This window comes from Desulfosarcina sp., assembly GCF_046496365.1.
Taxonomy (GTDB): Bacteria; Desulfobacterota; Desulfobacteria; order Desulfobacterales; family Desulfosarcinaceae; genus Desulfosarcina.
The window spans coordinates 1-22,183 of record NZ_JAWOHB010000104.1 but is presented as its reverse complement, the minus strand read 5'-3'; the positions used below and the strand labels follow the sequence as shown (position 1 = coordinate 22,183).

Sequence of the window (22,183 nt, the reverse complement as noted above, 5' to 3'; positions counted from 1 at the left end):
TGGAGATTCAACCAATGACCCGCCTGGCCATCGATTCGGACTACCTGCGGGAGATGCTCATGTCTCTGCTGAACATTTCCAGTCCATCGGGCTTTACGGACCAGATCGTTCATTTTGTGGGACAGGCGCTGCAGCAGCTTGGCATCGGTTACAACGTCACCCGGCGGGGGGCGATTCGGGCCACGTTGAAAGGCCGCAGCCGCCGAACCCTGGACCGGGCCGTGGCTGCCCATCTGGATACCCTGGGAGCCATGGTCCGGCAGTTGAAACCCAACGGCCGCCTGGCCGTCGCTCCCGTAGGAACATGGTCCAGCCGATTTGCCGAGGGGGGGCGTGTCACCGTTTATGCCGATGGCGGGCCGATCCGTGGGACCGTCCTGCCGCTCAAAGCATCCGGGCATGCCTACGGCGAAGCGGTGGACGTCCAGACGGTCGGATGGGACCATGTGGAAGTCCGTGTGGACCGTGAAATCCGTAGCCTTGACGATCTGGTGAATACCCATATCCAGGTCGGCGATTTCGTTGCCTTCGATGCACTGCCGGAGATAACTGCCAATGGGTTTGTCAACGCCCGTCATCTGGACGACAAGGCCGGGGTCGCAGTGCTTTTGGCAGTTGCCAAAGCTGTCATGGATGCCCGGGTTGCCCTGCCCATGGATTGCCATTTGATTTTCACCATCTTCGAGGAGGTCGGGTCGGGGGCATCCGCGGCGGTATATGGCGACGTTGCCGAAATGGTGGTCATCGACCATGCCCCGGTGGCGCCCAATCAGAACGCCACCGAGTACAATGCCGTGGTGGGGATGATGGACCAGACCGGTCCGTTCGACTATCACCTGAACCGGAAACTCTTCGGCATCGCCAAGGCGCAGGGCATCGATCTGGTCAAAGATGTCTTCCGCTTTTATCGCAGCGATTCGGCCTCGGCGATCGAAGCCGGCAACGATACCCGCACTGCGCTGGTGTGCTTTGGCATCGATGGTTCCCATGGGTTTGAACGGTCCCACATGTCATCGCTGACGGCTGTCGCCGACCTGATCGGCCTGTATATTCAAAGCGGACCCACCTTCAGCCGCGATAAAAACGGGTTGTCTTCTTTGAATGGGTTTCCGCACCAGCCGGAACGCCATGTGATCAAAATCGAAACCTGATGTCGATCGCTGCCAAGACAGGGCTGGATAAGATGGGGGGATCGATCGGCTTGATCCCGGCACCCGCATGGCCCCTTGTGCGGGAAATCACAACTTTCCGGAACGTCCAATGGAATAGACCAGCCACAGGCCCAGCAATGTTGCGATCAGGTAGCCGGTGAACCCCAGCAAATCGGTAACGGAAAGCGTCTGCACCCCGAAAAATTCGACTTCAAAGAGCAGCACTTTGCGGGAGGAATTAAGAATCAGGGAAGCGGCGATCAGGGAAGCGGCCGTCACCAGCCCCAGGGTTAGACGGTTGATGCCGTTTTCGAATTTTTTGGAGGTCTCCTCCAGGCCGGTGTGACTCAGCTCGATTTTGGGTGGCTCGGTGGCCAGCCGCTTGAACAGACCGTGGGCCAGGTGGGGCATCTGGCGCAGGTAGCCGCCGAACAGCTTCATATCCCGTCCCATGTTCTTGAGCACATTGTGGGCTTCGTAGCCCTGCTGCAGCAGCCGTTGGGCATAGGGCCGGGTAACCTCGAGCAGGCTGGCTTCCGACCCCAGGATCTTGCCCAGCGCCTCGGTCTGGATGAAGGTCTTGAACAGCAAAAGCAGGTTGCGGGGCAAGCGGATGCGGTACTTGAACACCAGCCGCATGGTCTGGTCATAGACGTCTTTGACCGAAATGGTTTTCAGGGAACGGCCGTAGAAGGGTTCGGCCATGTCCTTGAGGTCCAACCGGAAATTTTTCAGGTCCATGGTACGCGGGTCCAGCAGACCGGCCGCCTCGAACGCCTCCATAACCATGTCGTAGTCGTGCTCGGCGAAACCCAGAAACAGATGGGCGATCTGCATCATCGTCTCCTGATCAAGATACCCGACGATGCCGAAATCCACCAGACTCACCCGGCCGTCGTGCATGACCAGGGTGTTGCCCGGATGGGGGTCGGCATGGAAGATGCCGGCAGACATGAGCTGTCGCGAAAAGGAGCGCAGCCCGATCATGGCCACCTCCTGCGGGTCGATGCCGTGGCGGCGAATCTCGTCCACGTGATCCATTTTGATGCCTTCGATATGCTCCATCACCAGCACCGACCGGGCTGTCAGATCCCAGACCACCGTGGGAATGTAAATCTCCTCGACATCCGCGAAGCTGCGGCTGAAACGCTCGATGTTGCCGGCCTCGATCAACATGTCCAGCTCCCGGAAGATGGTGCGCTCAAACTCCTTGACCAGGTTGACCGCCCCCACGATGCGGCCCAGATCGAAGCTTCGTTCGAACCGCGCGGCGAAGTAGTACATCAGCTGAAGGTCCTTGCGAATGCGCTTTTCGATTCCCGGCCGGATCACCTTCACGGCCACCTTCTCTCCGGTTTTCAAGCGGGCGGTGTGCACCTGGGCCACGGATGCGGCAGCCATGGCCGTCTCTTCAATATTTTGGAAAAGCCGATCCAGCGGTTGACCCAGTTCGGTCTCGATCAGCCGTCGGATCCCATCGAAGGGTACCGGCGGGACCTGATCCTGCAATTTGGTCAACTCGTCGATATATTCCGGGGGGAACAGGTCGGCACGGGTGCTCATGAGTTGGCCCAGTTTTATGAAGCTGGGGCCCAGCTCCTCAAGGGTCCGACGGATGCGGACGGGGTCGGGAAGTCCCGATTTGATTTTGGTGGCGGAGCGCCCTTTCAGCCTGTCGGCGATTTCGCCCATGCCGTGTTTGATAAGCACACGCGAGATCAGACCGAAATGGCGAATGCCGCTGATGCGGCTGCTGGAAAAGGGAAATGGCATGGGCACGGCCTAAGCCTCATCGTCGCTGGTTGCATTGACCGCCTTCCACTTCTTGGATATTTTCTTGAGCATGTATTCGTCGGCCACGTAACTTTCCACCAGTCCACAGTCCGCGCACACATAATTATCCAGGGCGGCCATGGCTGTCAGGCTGATCGGTATCGAGTTGCTGCCGAAGGGACCGCTTTTAAGGGGCAGGTCTTCGGCAGAGAAGATCCTGGCTGACCCGCATTTGGGGCATTTGCCCTGTTTCATGGTGCTTCCTCCTATTTCGTCTTGGCTGGTTTTCACGTGGTTGGCGGCTCCCGTTGTTATGACGCAAACCAGAGTCGGTGTCAACGCACTTCACCGGCAGACCAACGAACCAATGGCGGACCATGCGCCGACTCCGGGCAGCTTGCAAAAGCTTGCCGGTTCCGGTACAACGGCGTGGCCGTTGCGGACATCGAACCGGCGTGAAAAAAGAGCCGTGGTTTGATATTCGATATAGTTTTTATAACCCCATTCTGAACGAGACCGGCAAGTGCCATGCATGCAAACCCAAAATCCAACCTTCCTGCTTTTCTCATGGTGGCTGTCGCGCCGATGTGCTGGGCTGGCAATATCGTGCTGGCCAAGGGCGTGGCCACTTTAATTCCACCGGTCTCGCTGGCCTTCTGGCGGTGGACAGTGGCCTTTCTGGTACTTTTGCCCTTGACCTGGCCCTATGTCAAACAGGACTGGAATTCGGCCCTGTCCGGGTGGAAGATTCTGGCATTACAATCTTTTTTCGGCATCTCCAGTTTCAATACCCTGCTTTACCTGGCCATGCATACCACCACGGCCATCAATGGGGCCCTGATCCAGACCACCATGCCGGCGGTCATCATTGTGATCTCCTTGATTCTATACGGGGAGCGGGTATCCTGGATTCAGGCCGCCGGGGTCGCCCTCTGCGTCGTGGGAGCCGGGGTGGTGGTGCTCAAGGGGCGCTGGCAGGCGCTGATCGACATGGCCCTGGTGCAGGGAGACCTGCTGATGATCGTCGCCGTCGTCCTTTATGCCCTCTACTCGGCCCTCTTGCCCAAGCGGCCCAGCATGCATCCCATGAGTTTTCTGGTCTACACTTTCGGACTCGGCGCCCTGAGCCTGCTGCCGGTCTATGTGTGGGAGATATGGGCCGTGGGTGCGTTCACCCTTACGCCCGGCGTAGCCGGAAGTATCGGCTACGTTGCCCTCTTCCCGTCCATCGTGGCATATTTTTGCTGGAACCGGGGGGTATCGGTCATCGGTGCCAACCGCACCGGCCTGTTCATCAACCTGATCCCCGTGTTCGCGGCCATCCTGGCGATCATCTTTCTGGGAGAGTCCCTAAAAACCTTTCATCTGGTGGGCATGACCCTGATCCTGCTGGGTTTTGTGATGTTCAACCGTTGACGGCCCGCCGGATACGCACCAGGGCCTCTTGTAGAATCAACCGCGGGCAGGCGATGTTGATCCGCTCGAACCCGTCTCCTTCCGGCCCGAAGATAAATCCCTCATCCGCAAAAATGCGCGCCTTTCCCAGCATCAGGCGCTTGAGCGCCCATTTGTCCAACCCCAGGCCACGGCAGTCCAGCCACACCAGATAGGTGCCCTCGGGGCGTATAACCCGGATACCCGGAATATGGCTTGCGATGAATGTCTGAAGATAGTCCAGGTTGTTTTCGATATACGCCATCACCTGCGCCAGCCATGGCTCCCCCTCCCGGTAAGCGGTCTCGCAGGCCACCACACCAAAGGGCGATGCCCACTTGCCCATGCCGCTGCTGTTGAGCGTCTGCTGGAAGCGATGTTTCAATCCGTCGTTGGGGATGATAATGTTGGAAGTGTGCAGGCCGGCAAGATTGAAGGTTTTGCTGGGCGCCGTGCAGACCACCGTGTTGTGGGCCATCGCATGGCTGATGGCGGCAAAAGGCGTGAAAGTGATTCCCTTATAGACCAGATCGGCGTGGATCTCATCGGCAATCACCAGTACCCGATGTTTCAGGCAGATCTCACCGATGCGGGTGAGCTCTTCACGGGTCCACACCCGTCCCACCGGGTTGTGGGGGCTGCACAGGATGTAGAGGGTGGTTGCCGGATCGGCCGCCTTTTTCTCGAAGTCGTCAAAATCCATCTCGTAGCGGCCATGGTTGAGAATCAGGCTGCTGGAAACAATCTCGGCGGCGTTGTTTTCGATGGCACTGAAAAAGGGATAATAAACCGGCCGCTGGACAAGCACCTTTTCCCCCGGCCGTGCGAACGTGCGCACGAGAAAATTGACCGCCGGCACCACGCCGGGGGTAGATACGATCCAGCCGGGTTGAATCATCCAGCCATGGCGCCGTTTCATCCAATCCACCACGGCTTGGTCGTGATCCGCCGTTCGAATCGTATAGCCGTAGATGCCGTGCTGCGCGCGCCGGACCAGTGCATCCACCACCGGCTGGGGAGCGGGAAAATCCATGTCCGCCACCCACAGCGGCAGGACCCGGTCCGCGCCAAAATAGTCGTCGGTGGCAAGCCAGTTGGACGGGTTGTCCGGATCCTGAATCACGCCCCATTTGGCGGAGTGGGTATTTTTGCGGTTGATCTCCCGGTCGAAATCGTATTTCATGATGGTGTCCCCCTTGTTCAGCAACATTTAACACCAGGCCGTTGACAGGAGGTCTCATAGCACCCGATCCTCCCGACGTCGATTGTTTTCTCAATGTTGATGGTTAATATGACCGCATCAACTAAGACCCGCTGGCACAAAAAACGGGCCACACCGGACCAGGCCCTGGCACGCATCGAACCCGGCATGAACATCTTCCTGGGCACCGGCGCTGCAGAACCCCGCGCGCTGGTCAAACGTCTCATGGCATCGGATGCCATTAACCTTCAGGACCTTACCCTGATCCAGATCCTCAGCTTCGGGGATGCCATCTCCCTGGAAGAACTCCGCTCCAACAAGTACCGGCTCAAAACCTTCTTCTCCGGCTGGGTAGCCAGTGAAGCCATAACCACCGGGCGGGTGGACCTGATCCCCAGCCGGTTCTCCGCCATTCCGTGGCTGATCAAGGGCCGACAGCTGCCCATGGATGCAGCCCTCATCCAGATCACGCCGCCGGACGACGAAGGCCTCTGTTCACTGGGCATCGCCGTGGATGTGGGGCGGCAGGTGATGGCCCAGGCATCCCTGGTCATCGGTGAAATCAATGCCAACATTCCACGCACCTATGGAGACACCTTCGTTTCCGTGAATGAATTTGACCTGCTGGTGGAAAGCACGGAACCGGTACCGGTGTTCCCATGCTGGCCGGTGGACGCCGTCATCGACCAGGTGGCGGCCAACGTGGCCTCGGTGATCGAGGACGGCAGCTGCCTGGGGTTCACCTTCGGCCCCTTGTTTGAAGCCCTGCCCCGCCATCTGGCCGACAAGAAGGATCTGGGTATACACACGCCCTTCATGACCGACGCGGTCATGGCCCTGGTAAAAAGCGGTGCGGTCACCAACCGGCGCAAAAGAACCTTCCGCGGCAAATCGCTCACCTGCTACGCCATGGGTTCGCCGGAGCTGATGCGCTGGCTGGACCGCAACCCCCTGGTGGAATTTCAGAGCATCGACAAAGTCTTCAACCCCATCGAGATCGGCAGCAATTCCCGTTTCGTGGCCATTTTCCCCGCCCGCAAGGTAGATCTGTCCGGACGCATCGCCATGCACACCGGCAAAGGCCAGGTGACCTCCGGACCGGGCCAGGCCATGGATTTTTTCAATGGTGCGGAAATATCCTCGAACGGATTTACCATATTTGCCCTGCCCAGCCGCAACCTCAAGGGAGAAAACAATATCCGCATCTCCATCGAAGCCATGCCCAACCAGTTGAACATGCCCGACTCGGTGAACATGATCGCCACCGAATACGGCATCGCCTCCCTGTACGGCAGGACCCTGCGGGAACGGGCCCAGGCCCTCATCGAAATCGCCCACCCCGAGGATCGTCCGGCGCTGGTGGAAAAAGCCAAAGCCGAAAACATCCTCTACCCGGACCAGATTTTTCTGGCGCAAAGCGCCCATCTCTACCCGTCTGAAATCGCCGAAAGGCACACATTCAAAAATGGCGTCACGATTCGCTTCCGGGCTCTCAAACCATCCGATGAAGAGGAGATGCGACGCCTTTTTTACCGCTTTTCAGACAAGGCCATCTACTACCGATATTTCACACCGATCAAGACGATGCCCCACGCCAGGATGCAGGCCTACGTCAATGTGGACTATCGCGATGTACTCTCCGTGGTGGGGCTGACAGGACCGCCGGGACAAGGGCAGATCATCGCCGAAGCCCGTTTTGCCCGCCACAAAGACAAGCCTTACGTAGATGTGGCCTTTGTCGTGGATGAGGATTATCAGGGGCTGGGCATCGCCACCTACCTTTACCGCATGCTGGCCCGCTTGGCCCGTCAGCGCGGTGCCCGCGGCATGACCGCCGACGTGCTGGCCACCAATCAGGCCATGATCAAGGTCTTCGAAAAAGGCGGCTATCCCGTACGCAGCCGGTTTGAAGACGGCGCCTACGCACTGACCATTTCCTTTGATAAGGACACAAAGGATTGATGATTATCGGAGCCTGATATGGCAGCCCAAATAGAAGCGATCGATCACGGCTTGGTGACAAGGCTGTCGCTCGCTTGACGGTTAGCGGTTGACAAACCGGCCTTGAATATTTTTATTGTTGGATAGACAATTCATGGCAAAACGGCTTGAACCATTGGGGTGCGCATTGAAACCAGCTGTGCATAAAAAATCGGGGAGAATGGAATTCCGCCTGTCGATGGCCTGCATGGCCATTTTAGCCGCCGTGGGAACCGGTGTATACCTGCGCCAGTTTCAGATCAATCCGGCGGTGGTCGCCCTGCGGCCGGAATCCCACCAGCCGGCGACAGCGCCGGGATCGGATCAGTCTGCGTTGGTAGAGGCCAAACGATTCGGAATCATCCCCATTTCTCCACCGGAACGCTTCGGCCCGGATAGTCTGTATGAAAAAATCAACGGGCGTGCCGACCTCTATCTCTCTTCCGGCTTCGTTTCCCTGAATACCCAGCGGTTCAGTATGGATCAAGCTGCCGGGATCTGGATGGAGCTGTTTGTCTACGACATGGCCACGCCGGCAAATGCCTTTTCCGTTTTCAGCATGCAGCGCCGGGAAGGCGCCCGAACCGACGACACGGTCCCCAATGCCTACCGAACCGAAAACGCCCTGTTCATGAACCACGAAAACCTCTACCTGGAGTTTATCGGCACAGATGACTCCCGGGAACTGCACCACGCCATGGAAACCCTGGCCCGGCTTTTCGTGGAATCTCACGACGGAGGTGCCGGGACGCGTGCACCCGGTGCCGATCTGTTTCCCAATGCCGGCTTCGAACCCGACACCCTGCAACTGATTACCGCCAACGCCTTCGGATACGAACAGCTGGATCATATCTATACGGCTGATTACCTGATCGACAGTATCCCCTTGACAGCCTATGTCTCCCAACGGCCAAGCATGGAGGCCGCCTCCGCCCTTGCGGCTGAATACCGGCAAACGTTGGTATCGTATGGGGCCATCCTCCTTGACGTCCCGCCACCCGTTGAGGGCGCGGCCGCCTTGCAGATTTTCGACACCTATGAAATTGTCTTCACCCGAGGTCGGTATCTGGCAGGTGTTCACGAAGCAGGCAACCTGGAGGCGGCCGGCATTCTGGCCAGGCAATTGGCCGGGCACCTGGAAGAAGCCAAACGGTAGCGATGGGCATTGAATGGCGGCTTTTCCCACCATAGACCGACGTGAATTCCTGGCACGATGCGTCCGGGCGGGACTTTCGGTGGCTGCAGCCGGTGCCCTGGCCATCGGTTTTTATGATCGCAAGGGTCCTGACGGCGTTTCCGACGCCGGCGCGTTGGTGCGGATACCCGATTTTTCCATTTCCGGCATGAAGGGCAAACTCTGCATCGCCAGAGGAACGGACCGGGCAGCCACCGTGAAACAGGCCTTCGCGGCCCTGGGCGGCATGAATGAATTCGTAAAACCCGGTGAGCGCGTGCTTCTCAAGGTCAACGCCGCCTTTGCTTCACCCCCGACCCTCGGCGCCACCTCTCATCCGGAGCTAGTGGGTGCCGTGGTGCGCCTTTGCCTCGACGCCGGCGCTTCCCGGGTAACCGTTACCGACAACCCCATCAACGACCCGGCCTCCTGCTTCGCGCTCACCGGGATCGATGCAGCGGCCCGCCAGGCCGGTGCCGAAGTGGTGTTGCCCCGCGAACCCCTGTTTGCGCGTTTCAGCGTGGACCGCGGACGACTGATCCGGAACTGGCCGGTTCTGTACGCTCCCCTGGCCCGGGTGGACCGTATCATCGGCATGGCTCCGGTTAAAGATCACCACCGCAGCGGGGCCTCCATGACCCTTAAAAACTGGTACGGCCTGCTGGGCGGACGACGCAACATTTTTCACCAGGACATCCACACCGTCATTCAGGAACTGGCTGTGATGATCAAACCCACGGTCGTGATTCTGGATGGAATCCAGTCCATGATGCGCAATGGACCCACTGGAGGGTCCTTGTCCGACCTCAAACCCACCGGCACCCTGATCGTAAGCAGCGATCCGGTGGCGGCCGATGCCGCGGGTGCGGCGCTGCTGGACCGACGTCCCGAGGATCTGCCGTTCATCGCCAAGGCCGCGGCCGTCGGAGCCGGTACCGCCGACTACAGAACGTTGAACCTGAAGGAGATCCAGACATGATCAAGGTGTTGAAGTCGAAGCCAGCCGCTGTAATTGCGCAGCCGACGACGCCATATCGGCCCTGGATGCCGCTCCAGCTGCTTATTCACCGTGGCTGAGTTTTCACCATGCGCATCGTAACCGCCAGACGCATCAGCCAGGTCTTCTTCTTCCTGCTCTTCCTGTGGTTCTGCATCGTTGCGACCCTGGGTGAGCAGTGGTGGCAGCTGCGCGGGTGGCCGGTCAATTGGTTGATCCAGCTGGACCCGCTGGTGGGCCTGGGCACGCTGCTGACCACCGGCACCCTCTACGCCGGGCTCTTGTGGGGGCTTGCAACCGTGGTGCTGACCATCCTGCTGGGTCGTTTTTTCTGCGGTTGGCTCTGCCCGCTGGGGACGCTGCACCAGGTGGTGGGATGGCTGGCCAACAGGGGCAGCCACGCTTCGGCGAAAATCCTGGCCAACCGCTACCGCCGGGGTCAGGTCATCAAGTACGCCATTCTCGTATTCCTTTTCGGCGCTGTGGCCGGCAGCCTTGCGGGCCGGCTGCTGAAAGCGACGATCAACTCGCCGCTAATATTTGCAGGCGTTGTCCTTGCACTGCTGCTGGTTGGCGCCGGTGCGGCCCGCATCCAAAACAAATCGGCGCGACGATGGACGGCCGGGGTGGTCTGTATGGCCCTCGGCTGGGCCGGGGTGAGTCTTTTCACGGACGGCTCCAGGCTGCTGGCCGCATCCTTGCAGACCGGCCTGCTGGATCCCATACCTCTGTTTTACCGTTCAGTGAACCTGACGCTGCTGCCGCTGGTGGACGGCAACCGCATCAACCTCACTTCCGACAGCCGGCTTTATCCCGGCCTGTTTGCCATCGGCGCCATCTTCTGGGGGTCGGTTTTGCTTAACCTGGTGGTTCCGCGTTTTTACTGCCGGTTTGTCTGTCCCCTGGGTGCATTGTTCGGTATATTGGGGAAAAACGCCCTGTGGCGGATAGGCCGAAAGACTGACGGCTGCAGTGCCTGCGGCACCTGCGACCGGCATTGCGAGGGAGGCTGCGAACCGTCTGGGGTCATTCGTACACACGAATGCGTGCTGTGCATGAACTGCCTGACCGACTGCAGCCACGGCGTCATAGGGTATCATCCCTGCTCCTCGGCAGCCGGAGAGATCGCCGCGCCGGACCTGTCCAAAAGAGAATTGGTCGCCGCCTTTTTGGCCGGCATCGCTGCCGTTCCGCTGGCGCGGTTGGCCGGCATGACCGGCGAAGCCTGGAATCCGGCGGTCATCCGCCCGCCGGGGTCACTGCCGGAGTTGGAATTTCTCCAGCGCTGCATCAAGTGCGGCCAGTGCATGCGCGTCTGCCCCACCAATGTGATTCGCCCGGCAGGTATGGAGGCCGGTATTGAAGGCATCTGGACCCCGATGCTCGACTTCCGCATGGGCACCAGCGGCTGCCAGCATGGCTGCATCGCCTGCGGAAACCTGTGCCCAACCGCGGCTATCCGTCCGATAACCCTGGACGAACGCCTGGGAAACGGCGATTTTTCCTCCCGTGGCCCCATCCGCATCGGCATGGCCTTTGTGGACCGGGGCCGCTGTTTGCCCTGGGGTATGGATCTTCCTTGCATCGTCTGCCAGGAGAACTGTCCGGTGAGCCCCAAAGCGATCTTCACGCGCGAGGAGTTCAGACCGGTTCGTCTGGGTGGTGAGCTGCGACTGCGAAACATAACGGGCAACCGACTGATCGTCGATGGTGCGGCACTGCAGTCCGACCGTTTTTCCACCGGAGATTTTTATGTTACCATTGACGGCAGCTTCGGCACGCCGCCTGTCAGAATTGCCGATATCGGCCCCGGCGGCGTTGCCCTGGCGGACAATCCGTTCGCGGAGACGGCGGCTGCGGGAGCCCGGGTCAATGTTCTGGTGCGTCTGCAGCTGCCCTTTGTAGACCCGTCCCAGTGCATCGGCTGCGGCGTCTGCGAACACGAATGCCCGGTCAAGGGTCGCCGGGCCATCCGGGTAACCGCCGAGAACGAAACCCGGGAGCGGCGCCATCGCTTGTTGCTTTGATGATCGCATTCCCGATGACAAAAATACCGGACCCGAATCCGCGAACCGATCCGGACGATGAGACGCAATACAGGCAACCAACCCAATGAACCCAATAACCCCGTTGAGGCAACCCCCATGAACGATAATCAGCACCGTATATCCCGCCGGGCCTTTATCAAATCCGCCGGCGCCGCCGGGATCGGCTCCGCATTGGCACCCCTTGTCGGACCCAAACGGGCAGACGCAGACACACCCGCCTATGATGCCGACACCGCCGGCATACCCACCCGGCCCTTCGGCAGGTCAGACATCCATGTTCCCATTCTTTCCCTGGGGGGCATGTTCGACATTCCCTCCAACCAGACCATGCTCAAGCAGGCCGTCCGCTGGGGTGTCACCTACTGGGACACCGCCCATGTCTACAGCGGCGGACGCAGCGAAGCAGGCATCGGCCAGTATTTCGAAAGCTACCCCGAACACCGCCGGAAAATATTCCTGGTAACCAAATCCACCTCCCGGAACGGCCGGGGCATGAGCGATGATCTGGCCACTTCCCTTGAAAGGATGAACACCGATCACATCGACCTCTTCTTCGTCCACGCCATCAGGGACGCCGCAGACATGGGCAGCGGCATGCGCGAATGGGCAGCCGAACAGAAGGCCGAAGGCCGGATTCGGCTCTTCGGCTTTTCAACCCATGCCAACATGGAGCAGTGCCTGCTGGACGCCGCCCGGCTGAATTGGATCGACGGCATCATGATGACCTACAATTTTAGGCTCATGCACGAGGAGAAGATGAAACAAGCGGTGGCCGCCTGCGTGGACGCCGGCATCGGACTGACCGCCATGAAAACCCAGGGTGGCGGAGCGGTGGATACCGCCTCCTCCCGGGAGCTGGAACTGGCCGGCCGCTTCGTTAAAAAGGGTTTCACCGACAAGCAGGCCAAACTTAAGGCAGTCTGGGAGAACCCTCGGATTGCGGCCATCTGTTCACAAATGCCGACCATGTCAATCCTCATGGCCAACATAGCCGCGGCCGTGGACCGCACCACACTCACCAAAAACGAACGGCAGCATCTGGAATGCTATGCCCGGGAGACATTCTCGCATTATTGTTCCGGCTGCACCCAGATCTGCCAGAACGCCGTCGCCGGAAATGTTCCCGTGGGCGACGTCATGCGCTATCTCATGTATGCCCGCAGCTACGGGGATCTGAATGAAGCCCGCCGCCTGTTCGCCGCCATCCCGGATGCCACCCGGAATCGGCTGACGCGGGAAGACTACTCGGTGGCCGAATTGCGATGCCCCCGGCAGCTGCCCATTGCCCGCCTGATGGGTGATGCGGTCAAAGAATTGGCCTGATCGGGCGGTTTTCGCTTGACCTGCCGGGGAATATAGGCAATGGGATGCCTTTTATTTCAACCTTTTTAAGCGCCGACCGCTACTGGGAGAAGCCATGAACCTCGAATGCGTAGTTTACCACAAGCAGGACGGGGTGGCCGTCATCCGCCTCAACCGGCCGCAGGTGCTCAACGCCATGAACAAGCGGCTCTGGCTGGACATGCAGGCCGCCCTGGAAGATGCCCGTGCCGACCAGGGAATCAAGGTGGTGGTGGTCACCGGTGAAGGGCGTGCCTTTTCCACCGGTGCCGACCTCAAGGAATCCAAGACCCGCTCCATCGAAGACTACCGGGATTACCTGGTGTCGCTCCAGGAAGTGTCCCGGATCATCATCCGCTTCGAAAAACCCACCATCGCCGCCATCAACGGCTTCGCCATCGGGTCCGGGTATGAACTGGCCCTGGCCTGCGACATCCGCATCGCCGCCGCAGAGGCCAAAATCGGCAGCCCCGAAGCCAAGGTCACCTCCTCGGTTACCGGTGGTGCCTTCCGGCTGGTCCAAGATCTCATCGGCCCGGGCAGGGCCCGTGAACTGCTCTTTACCGGTGAGTATATCGACGGCGTCGAAGCCGAGCGCATCGGACTGGTCAATCGGGCCGTACCGCTGGAGAAACTGATGCCGACAGTCATGGAGATGGCCGCCAAAATCGCCGCCAACTCAGGATTTTCCCTGAAGATGATCAAGAAGGGACTCAACATGGCCCTCGGAGAAGTAAGCCTGGAGGCCCTCATGGATTTCGAAGTGGAGGCCTGTCTGGCCTGCGTATCCACCAAGGAGCGGCAGACTTCCCTGACAGCCTTCGAAGACCGTAAAAAATAATTAGGCGTTGGCGAAAGGAGATCCTCATGGGGCTGGAAAATGTTCTGAACGCCCGATCCGTGGCAGTTGTCGGCGCATCCAAGGTGCCCACCAAGCGTGGTTACCAGACCATTCGAACCCTTCTGGACGAACACTACGAAGGCGCCATTTACCCGGTGAATCCCAAGGAAAAAAGCATCATGGGGCTGAAGTGCTTTGCTTCGGTCTCGGAAATTCCCGGAGAGGTGGATGTGGCCCTTATCGCCACACCGGCCCGCACCGTTCCTGCAGTTTTGGAAGACTGCGGCAAAAAGGGGGTCAAGGGGGCCATCATTCTGGCCACGGGATTCGGGGAGACCGGGGCAACCGGCAGGGCCCTGGAGGGCGACGTGCTCGGTGTGGCCAGCCGGCACCAGATCCGCCTGATCGGCCCCAACACCTCGGGCATGATCAACCTCAAGGACAATCTCAACCTGGTGGGTCTGAAAAACTCCCCCAAAGGTGACATCGCACTTTTGACCCAGAGCGGCAACATGGCCCTGACCCTGATCACCGAAGCCAAGTTGAAGAGCCGCAAAGGGTTCACCTATTACGTGGGTGTTGGCAACGAGGCCGACATCCGCTTCCACGAGTATCTGGAATTCTTCAGCCAGGATCCTGACACCCACGCCATTCTCATGTACGTGGAAGGCATGCGTGATGGCCGCAAGTTTCTCCAGCAGGCCTATAAAACCACCGGGACCAAACCGATCATTCTGCTCAAGAGCGGCCGTTCGTCCACCGGCAAACAGTCCGCCGGCTCCCACACCGGCGCGCTGGCCGGCATGTCCGAGGTGGCCAAAGGGGCCTTCGAGCGAGCCGGCATCATCGTCATCGAGAACTCGGACGAACTCTTTCCGGCGGCCGAGACCCTATCCAGTCTGCCGCCGATCAAGAACAATCATGTCGCCATCCTGGCCGATGGCGGCGGACACGCCACCATTGCCGCCGACAATCTCACCGACCTGGGAGTACAGATTCCCGAATTGGATGAGAAAACCCAGGCCAAGCTGCGGGCCATTCTGCCCGGCGGTGCCTCGGTGAGGAATCCCATTGACGTGGCCGGCGGCACCGATGACAACCCGGCCATCTTCGCCGACTGCGCAAAAATCATTCTGGGCGACCCCAATGTGGGCGGCCTGCTGGTTGTGGGCTTGTTCGGTGGCTACGGCATCCGCTTTGCGGAAAGCCTGGCCCTGATTGAGGAAGATGCCGCCCACCAGATGGGTAAGATGGTCAAAAGCCGCAAAAAGGCAATCGTCTTACACAGCCTGTATAATTCTGAGAAGCCCCATAGCCTGGACCTGCTGCGCTATTACGGCGTACCGGTTTACGGCAGCCTGGATGTGGCCTGCAAGTGTATCGGCGTCCTGGCCCAATACGGCAGATACCTGAACCGTTATCATGCCAAATCGGACTTCGTTCTCCACTGGGGGGCCAAGGCAAGACCCGAAGGCCGGCAGATCATCGACAGGGTTTACCAACAGGGTCGCAGCGCCTTTCTCGAAGCCGAAGCCAAGCAGCTGCTCAGGCTGCACGGTGCGGCGGCCACCAGCGATGTGATGGCCACTACGGCGGAAGCGGCCGCGGATGCGGCCGCCGGTATGGGCGGCGAGGTGGTCCTGAAGATCGCTTCACCGGATATCCTCCACAAAAGCGACGCCGGGGGTGTCCAGCTCAACCTGTCCGGAAGCGAACAGGTGAAAAAGGCCTTCCAGGAAATTATTATGAACGCCAAGGCCTTTAAAGCCGACGCCCGCATCGAAGGCGTGCTGGTCTCTCCCATGGTGGGCAAAGGTATAGAAATCATTATCGGAACCAAGCTAGACGACCAGTTCGGCCCCGTAATCATGTACGGGCTGGGCGGCGTCATGGTAGAAATTTTAAAGGATGTATCCTTCCGCGTACTGCCCATCACCCGCCGATCCGCCCAACGGATGATCACAGAAACCAAGTCTCATCCCATCCTCGACGGGGCGAGGGGAGACAAGCCCTACGATAAAAAGGCACTGGTCAGCCTGCTGCTGATTTGCTCGGAGATCATCGAGTCCTATCCCCAGATTCAGGAGATGGACCTCAATCCGGTGATCATTCATCACGAAGGGTTGAGCGTCGTTGACGCCCGGATTCTGCTCAAACCGCTGGATGCTAGCGGCAAGGCGGGCTCAGCTGCGTGAATCGCATATTTCTGATCATCGTTCTCAGCGCTGTTTGCTATGCCGGCTGGAAGCAGTTCACGGTCCAGCCGGCGGCGGACCTCCCCTCGCCCATGGAGGTCCTCTCCAGCGCCATGGTCGATTCAGCCGGCGGCGCGGTGGAACTGGCCATCGGGCTGGTGGGGGTGATGACCCTGTTTCTGGGATTGATGAAGATAGCCGAAGCAGGCGGAATGCTCACCATTTTGGCCCGTCTGATCCGGCCGCTGATGGCTCGTCTTTTTCCCGAGGTGCCGGCCGACCATCCGGCCATGGGCGCCATGATCCTCAACTTGTCGGCAAACGCCATGGGCCTGGGAAATGCCGCCACTCCCTTCGGCATCCGGGCCATGCAGGAACTGGAAACCCTCAACCGGCAGCCGGGAACGGCCACCAACGCCATGGTCCTGTTCCTGGCCATCAACACCTCAAGCGTGACCCTGCTGCCCACCGGTGTCATCGCCCTGCGGGCCACGGCGGGCAGCACCGACCCGGCCATCATCCTGCCCACCACCTTGTTTGCAACCATCTGCTCCACCAGTGTAGCCATCCTGGCGGCCAAACTCTACCAGCGCATATCGCCCCTGCGAGACACCCATCAGGCCGATGAAAAGAAGACCGACAGTGCCAACCCGGGCGAGATTTCGACCCTGAAAGCGGCTCAAGGGGCCTACCCGATCTGGGTGAGCATCATGGCCCTGGGCGCCCTGGCGACCCTGATTCCCGTTGCCGTCCTTTTCGGCAAGGGTCTTTCTCCCTGGATCCTGCCGGGCCTGATGGCAGGATTTCTGGTCTTCGGGGCGCTGCGGCGGGTGCCCATCTACGAAGTGTTTGTCGATGGGGCCAGGGAAGGGTTTCAGGTGGCCCTGCGAATCATTCCCTATCTGGTGGCTATCCTGGTGGCGGTGGGCATGCTGCGGGCCAGCGGCGCTCTTGATCTGCTGGTGGGCGCCCTGTCTCCGATCACCCGGCCGTTCGGCCTGCCGGCCGAGGCCCTGCCCATGGCCTTGATGCGACCGTTGAGCGGTTCGGGGGCCTACGCTATCCTGGCCGCCATAATCAACGACCCGCTCATCGGACCGGACAGCTATACAGGCATCCTGGTCTCTACCCTACAGGGTTCCACGGAAACCACGTTTTACGTCATGGCCGTCTACTTTGGTGCTGTGCAGGTCAAGCGCCTCCGGCATGCCATGGCTGCCGCCCTGACCGCCGATGCAGCCGGGGTGATTTTCGCCGTTTTGGCCTGTTGGCTGTTCCTGGGTTAAGGCCCGTGTCGAGGCAACTTTCGGTGTCAGCAAAAATTTTGCGCAAACAGGATTCAACGCCATGGACATCAAGGACCTGATCAGGTCGTATCGAGAACGGATCGTCGCCACCCGCCGTGAGCTTCACCGCATGCCGGAACTGGGCTTTTTGGAGGACAAGACCAGCGCCTACGTGGCCGATTACCTGAAACGGGAGGGCCTGTCCGTCACCACGGGCATAGCCCGCACCGGGGTAGTGGGGCTGCTGGAGACTGGTCGCCCCGGCCCGATCCTGCTCATCCGGGCAGACATGGATGCCCTGCCCATCACGGAAGCAACCGGTCTTGCCTTTGCTTCCCAAAATCCCGGCGTCATGCACGCCTGCGGCCATGACGGCCACACGGCCATGGCCCTGGTCACGGCCACGGCAATGAAGGCACTCAAAGACCGGATCAAGGGCGGCATCAAATTTGTCTTTCAGCCCGCCGAAGAGGGGCCGGGTGGCGCCAAACCCATGATCGAAGCAGGGGTGATGGAAAATCCCCATGTGGACTATGCCCTGGGCTGCCACATCTGGCCGACTATTCCCGAGGGAACCATTGGCATCCGCGCCGGCGCGCTCCTGGCCGCCATGTTCCGCTTCGACCTCACCATCACGGGAAAGGGCGGCCACGGGGCCATGCCCCATTTATGCGTGGACGCCCTGGACACCGGCTGCCAGGTGGTGGCTGCCCTGCAGCGCATCGTCAGCCGCCAGATGGATCCGCTGCAACCCGCGGTGGTCACTGTCGGAAAGTTCCAGGCCGGCACCGCCTTCAACGTCATTCCGGAAAGCGCTAATTTATGCGGAACCGCCAGGACTTTCGACAAGGCGATCTGGAAACGCTGGCCCGAGATCATCGAAATCATCGTCAGAGGCGTCTGCAATTCCATGGGGGCCGGGTTCGAAATGAGCTATGAGCCGGGATATCCCCCCACGGTAAACGATCCGGACATGGCTGAGCGGGTGCGACGGATTGCCGGAGAAGTCGTCGGCGTTGACCGGGTGGTCGTGCCGGAAAAAACACTGGGCGGTGAAGACATGGCCTTTTTTCTGGAACGGGTCCCGGGGTGTTTTTTCTGCCTGGGTGCGGGCAACGATGCCTATGCCGGCATCCACAACCCGCGGTTCGGCTTCAATGAAGAGATCCTGCTAACCGGAGTTGAAACCTATTGCCGGGCAGCCATCGATCTCCTCGGCAGGTCATCCACGGCAGGCAGTTAAGCCCCTCGCGAACTGAAAAACAGGTTGATGGGAGCACCGCCACGCCCCTCACACCTAGAGAGTTGAGGAAAGCTTGAATGACGTGTGATTTTAAATCGGAATTATTTCCACTATATTCTGTAATCATCAATATAGCGGCGTCTTTCTGGTAGGATCAATCAACCAGAGGCAGTTTATCGCGGCTGGAAGCCGCTCCTATAAATAAACGGATGTCGCTACGCTCCGCCCTGACAAGAGTTGATACAGTATTCCCGTTTAAACGGACAGCCTTTGCGGTCGATGATCACGCGGGTTCTCTGTGCTCCGGACATTGAAACGTGGGGGGTTAGATCAGGTGAATGTCGGCCGGATCGATCTGCAGGGATACCGCCGCACCCTGCCGGAGGTCCATCACCACGAGGCTGCTGGTGAGCATGACGGTTTTGAAGATGACACCGGCGGCGTCCACGGTCAGTTCGGCAAAGAAGCCCTGGTTGGAGATGGTGGTAATCCGACCAGTAAAGCTGCCGTTCGACATTGCATCGGAGCCGGCAGGCAGCAGGTGAATGTGCTCCGGGCGAATGGCCGCATGGCGGAAATGGCCTTTTCTTCCCGGCATCGCCAGCGCCAGGTCGCCGATGAAAGGGATTCCATTTTCCACCCTTACCGGCAGCACATTTTTCATGCCCACGAAATCGGCCACAAAGGCCGTGAGCGGCCTTCTGAAAACTTCTTCCACGGTACCGACCTGCTCGACATGGCCGTCGTTGAGAATTGCCACGCGCTGGGCCAGGCTGTGGGCATCGGTAAAATCATGGGTCACCATCAGCACGGTCAACCCGGTTTCCCGGTGCAGGCTGCGGAAGAGATCTCGGATCTCTTCCCGGAAACAGGGATCGAGGGAAGAGAGGGGTTCGTCCAGCAGAAGCACCGTCGGCGCCGTGGCCAAGGCCCGGGCCAGGGCCACGCGCTGCTTTTCGCCGCCGCTCAGGGTGGTCACCGACCGGTCCAGCAGCGATGCCAGGCCCAATCGATCGATGAGGTCACGGCACATGGCCCGTCCGGCCGGGATCGATCGGCGGTGATAGCGAAGGCCGAAATCGATGTTCCTGCCCACACTCAGGTGAGGAAACAGGGCGCAGTCCTGGTAGACGATGCCCACACCGCGCCCTTCGGGAGGCAGCCCGGTGACGTCGCAGCCGGAAACGACGATCCGCCCGCCGGCAATCGTGACGACGCCGGCCACCGACTCCAGGATGAGAGTTTTCCCCGCACCGGTGGGGCCCAGCAGGCAGAAGAACTCCCCCTGTTCGACGCAAAGATCCACCGATTTGAGGGAAAATCCGGGCAGGCGCACGTTGAGCCGATCGATCCGGATCATGCCGCCGCCTTGCGGTCCAGTGAGAAGACCCTCAGCAGCAGAAAAAGCACCAGACAGACCAGGATAAGCCACACGGCCACCGGCTGGGAATACTTGAGGCCGTAGGCGGTGAAGCGTTCGTAAATCATCACCGGGGCTACCATGGGGTGGTAGGCCACGATAACCACGGCGCCGAACTCGCTCACCGCCCGGGCCATGCACATGATGCCCCCGACGACCATGTGCCGCCAGGCCAGGGGCAGGGTCACCCGGAAAAAGGTAGCGCCGGCCGACGCGCCCAGGCTCCGGGACACATGCTCCAGGCGCGGCGGGATCTCCACGAAACCGGCTTTGACCGTATTGATGTAGAACGGCAGGCCCACGAAGGTCAGCACGGCGATCAGGCCGGTAACCGTCCCCATGATCTCGATGCCCACCGCCTGCATCAGCCGCCCGATCGGGTGGTTTCTGCCGGCTATGCTGAGCAGGGCGATGCCCACCACCGGATGGGGAATCATGATGGGCAGATCGATAACGCTTTCCAGAATTTTTTTACCCGGGAAGCGATGCCGGGCCAGCAGGTATGCCAGGGGGGTCCCGAACACCAGGGAAATAGCGGCGGCCGCACCGGCGGTGACTATGCTGAGCCTGATGGACCGGAACACATCCCGATCCATCAGGGTCTCCTTCAAAGCGGTCAGCGTGGGTTGGGTCATCATCTCCACGAGCGGCACCAGGATGAAGGCCACGATGACGGCGCTGCAGGCCGCCGCCAGCCAGAACAGAGGATCCCGGCGCTGATGGTGCCGCTGCCCCGCTGCAATCCCGGGAAAATTCCCGGCGGTGCTATTCACGGACCTCCACCAGCGTCGACAGGTTGCCGGGCAGGGCATCCTGCATGGCCTGGGTGGGCACCCGGCAGGGAATGAAGGGCGGCTGCCCCATATCCTTGAGCACTTTCAAGCCCCCGTCCGCCGAGAGCAGATACTCCAGAAACCGGATGGCGCCGGCAGGATTGGGGGCGTCCTTGACCAGGGCAATGCCGTAGGTTACGGACTGCCCGGTGCGGGTGACCCACTCCCCGGGCTTTTTACCAGTGACTTTCACCTGGGCCTGCTTGTAAAAAGCATCGAACTGATAGTTGCCCAGGTTGATATGGTCGTCCAGGGTCAGGTATTTGAGTTCGTGCTGAATGGCCACGGACAGATATTCCCAGGCGTAGTCCATGTTGCCGGTCTTGAGCAGGGAGACCAGCTCCACGGATTTGGGGCGCACATTCTTTTCCGGCCGGTTGGCGACCAGCCGGTCGTAGAGCCCGGGCTGGCTGTAAAATTTTTCAGCCAACTGAAGCACCATCAGGCTGCGGTAACCGCACGGATCCAGGTTGGGGTCCGAGTGGCCCCAAACCACCTCCTTTTCCTGCAGGATTTCGAACCAGTTGTCGGCGCTGATCCGGTCGGCGTAGCGGCTGTTGGCCGTGTAGCACAGGACCAGCTGATTGGTGGCGAAACGGATGTTCCAGTCGGCCTGGCCCGGAATCAGCGTCTTGTCGATCACCTTGTAGTCGGCCGACGCCATGATGTCGGCGGGCTTGCCCAGTTCGGAAATCATGCGGGCCATTTTCGTGCTGCCGCCGGCTTCCCGCAGAATGTCGATGCCGGGATTGGCCGCTTCGAAGTCCTTTTCGATCCGGGCCAAGGGAACCGTCAGGCTGCCGGCATGAAAGATGATGACCTTCTCCATGGCCGCAGCCGTTGCGGCATGGACTGAAACAACCAAAAAAATGGCGCTGAGAAGTGAAGAAAATGCACATTTTGAATTAGACGGGTTCATCGTTTGTCCTCCTCCTGACGGGTCGAAAAGTAACGGTCAACGGCACACCATTCAGCGCATCATCATTAGGCGGAGGCAGTCATCGAGTCAAATTGTTTTGGGCAATGTTTCGTTACTTTTTCAAGGGACAACGATTTCCAACGCTAACTGACAGGCTTTCGGTGGGATCGAAACATCCGTTTTTCACGGTTGACGGCGGACGTACCGTTATCGGCGAAGAGAGCCCGCCAGTGGGGCCTGCTGTTCACCAGCGTGGGGACCTTCGTCCGCAAGGCCTTGATTTTTAGGGCAACGGATAGCAGTCTTCCATCGATTGAGTTGACTTGGCCGGCTTGCCCCCATATCCT

18 protein-coding genes are annotated in these 22,183 nt (G+C 59.8%); 11 read left to right on the top strand and 7 right to left on the bottom strand.

What is annotated here, in order from left to right; genetic code table 11:
- Positions 1-14 precede the first annotated feature (14 nt).
- On the top strand, positions 15-1,151 hold the full coding sequence (locus tag R6V78_RS08405) for an osmoprotectant NAGGN system M42 family peptidase (protein ID WP_410288896.1): 1,137 nt from the start codon (positions 15-17) through the stop codon (positions 1,149-1,151).
- Positions 1,152-1,238: 87 nt separating this feature from the next.
- Here R6V78_RS08405 and R6V78_RS08400 read toward each other — a convergent pair whose 3' ends face one another.
- Both R6V78_RS08400 and R6V78_RS08395 read right to left on the bottom strand, forming a co-directional pair.
- A complete protein-coding gene (locus R6V78_RS08400) occupies positions 1,239-2,924 on the bottom strand; it encodes an ABC1 kinase family protein (protein WP_410288937.1) in 1,686 nt (561 codons plus the stop codon).
- Between the two features lie 9 nt (positions 2,925-2,933).
- Positions 2,934-3,179, bottom strand: a complete 246-nt coding sequence (locus R6V78_RS08395) for a hypothetical protein (RefSeq protein WP_410288895.1) — start codon at positions 3,177-3,179, stop codon at positions 2,934-2,936.
- Between the two features lie 273 nt (positions 3,180-3,452).
- Between R6V78_RS08395 and R6V78_RS08390 the strand changes: the two genes are divergently transcribed.
- On the top strand, positions 3,453-4,340 hold the full coding sequence (locus R6V78_RS08390) for a DMT family transporter (protein ID WP_410288894.1): 888 nt from the start codon (positions 3,453-3,455) through the stop codon (positions 4,338-4,340).
- Here the strand turns inward: R6V78_RS08390 and R6V78_RS08385 are convergent.
- Entirely contained in the window at positions 4,330-5,541 is a 1,212-nt protein-coding gene (locus tag R6V78_RS08385) for a MalY/PatB family protein (protein WP_410288893.1), read from the bottom strand. The two genes, R6V78_RS08390 and R6V78_RS08385, sit on opposite strands and share 11 nt — an antisense overlap.
- Before the next feature lie 108 nt (positions 5,542-5,649).
- On the opposite strand from R6V78_RS08385, the gene R6V78_RS08380 reads away from it, so the two are divergent.
- The 9 genes from R6V78_RS08380 (at position 5,650) to R6V78_RS08340 (ending at position 18,664) form a co-directional block, all read left to right on the top strand.
- Positions 5,650-7,521 carry a GNAT family N-acetyltransferase gene (locus R6V78_RS08380; protein WP_410288892.1) on the top strand — a complete coding sequence of 624 codons (1,872 nt, stop codon included), beginning with the start codon at positions 5,650-5,652 and terminating at the stop codon, positions 7,519-7,521.
- A 133-nt stretch (positions 7,522-7,654) separates the two neighbouring features.
- A complete protein-coding gene (locus tag R6V78_RS08375; RefSeq protein ID WP_410288891.1) occupies positions 7,655-8,695 on the top strand; it encodes a DUF6599 family protein in 1,041 nt (346 codons plus the stop codon).
- Between the two features lie 13 nt (positions 8,696-8,708).
- Entirely contained in the window at positions 8,709-9,692 is a 984-nt protein-coding gene (locus tag R6V78_RS08370) for a DUF362 domain-containing protein (protein ID WP_410288890.1), read from the top strand.
- 107 nt (positions 9,693-9,799) lie between these two features.
- Positions 9,800-11,737 (top strand): 4Fe-4S binding protein, encoded by a 1,938-nt coding sequence (locus R6V78_RS08365; protein ID WP_410288889.1) that lies wholly within the window; start codon positions 9,800-9,802, stop codon positions 11,735-11,737.
- A 117-nt stretch (positions 11,738-11,854) separates the two neighbouring features.
- A complete protein-coding gene (locus R6V78_RS08360; RefSeq protein ID WP_410288888.1) occupies positions 11,855-13,081 on the top strand; it encodes an aldo/keto reductase in 1,227 nt (408 codons plus the stop codon).
- 94 nt (positions 13,082-13,175) lie between these two features.
- A complete protein-coding gene (locus tag R6V78_RS08355; RefSeq protein ID WP_410288887.1) occupies positions 13,176-13,940 on the top strand; it encodes an enoyl-CoA hydratase/isomerase family protein in 765 nt (254 codons plus the stop codon).
- A 26-nt stretch (positions 13,941-13,966) separates the two neighbouring features.
- Positions 13,967-16,135 carry an acetate--CoA ligase family protein gene (locus R6V78_RS08350; RefSeq protein WP_410288886.1) on the top strand — a complete coding sequence of 723 codons (2,169 nt, stop codon included), beginning with the start codon at positions 13,967-13,969 and terminating at the stop codon, positions 16,133-16,135.
- A complete protein-coding gene (locus R6V78_RS08345) occupies positions 16,132-17,421 on the top strand; it encodes a nucleoside recognition domain-containing protein (RefSeq protein ID WP_410288885.1) in 1,290 nt (429 codons plus the stop codon). Before R6V78_RS08350 ends, R6V78_RS08345 begins: the two co-directional genes overlap by 4 nt.
- 61 nt (positions 17,422-17,482) lie before the next feature.
- On the top strand, positions 17,483-18,664 hold the full coding sequence (locus R6V78_RS08340; protein WP_410288884.1) for a M20 family metallopeptidase: 1,182 nt from the start codon (positions 17,483-17,485) through the stop codon (positions 18,662-18,664).
- Positions 18,665-18,989: 325 nt separating this feature from the next.
- On the opposite strand, the gene R6V78_RS08335 is transcribed toward R6V78_RS08340, so the two are convergent.
- The 4 genes from R6V78_RS08335 to R6V78_RS08320 all read right to left on the bottom strand — a co-directional run.
- Positions 18,990-20,024: an ABC transporter ATP-binding protein gene (locus tag R6V78_RS08335; RefSeq protein ID WP_410288883.1), complete on the bottom strand. Its 1,035-nt coding sequence runs from the start codon at positions 20,022-20,024 to the stop codon at positions 18,990-18,992.
- On the bottom strand, positions 20,021-20,857 hold the full coding sequence (locus tag R6V78_RS08330) for an ABC transporter permease (RefSeq protein ID WP_410288882.1): 837 nt from the start codon (positions 20,855-20,857) through the stop codon (positions 20,021-20,023). Before R6V78_RS08330 ends, R6V78_RS08335 begins: the two co-directional genes overlap by 4 nt.
- Positions 20,850-21,836 carry a tungstate ABC transporter substrate-binding protein WtpA gene (wtpA, locus tag R6V78_RS08325; protein WP_410288881.1) on the bottom strand — a complete coding sequence of 329 codons (987 nt, stop codon included), beginning with the start codon at positions 21,834-21,836 and terminating at the stop codon, positions 20,850-20,852. The genes R6V78_RS08330 and wtpA overlap by 8 nt, the downstream gene beginning before the upstream one ends.
- Positions 21,837-21,979: 143 nt before the next feature.
- Positions 21,980-22,183: hypothetical protein (locus R6V78_RS08320; RefSeq protein ID WP_410288880.1), on the bottom strand; the 204-nt coding region annotated here is incomplete at its 5' end.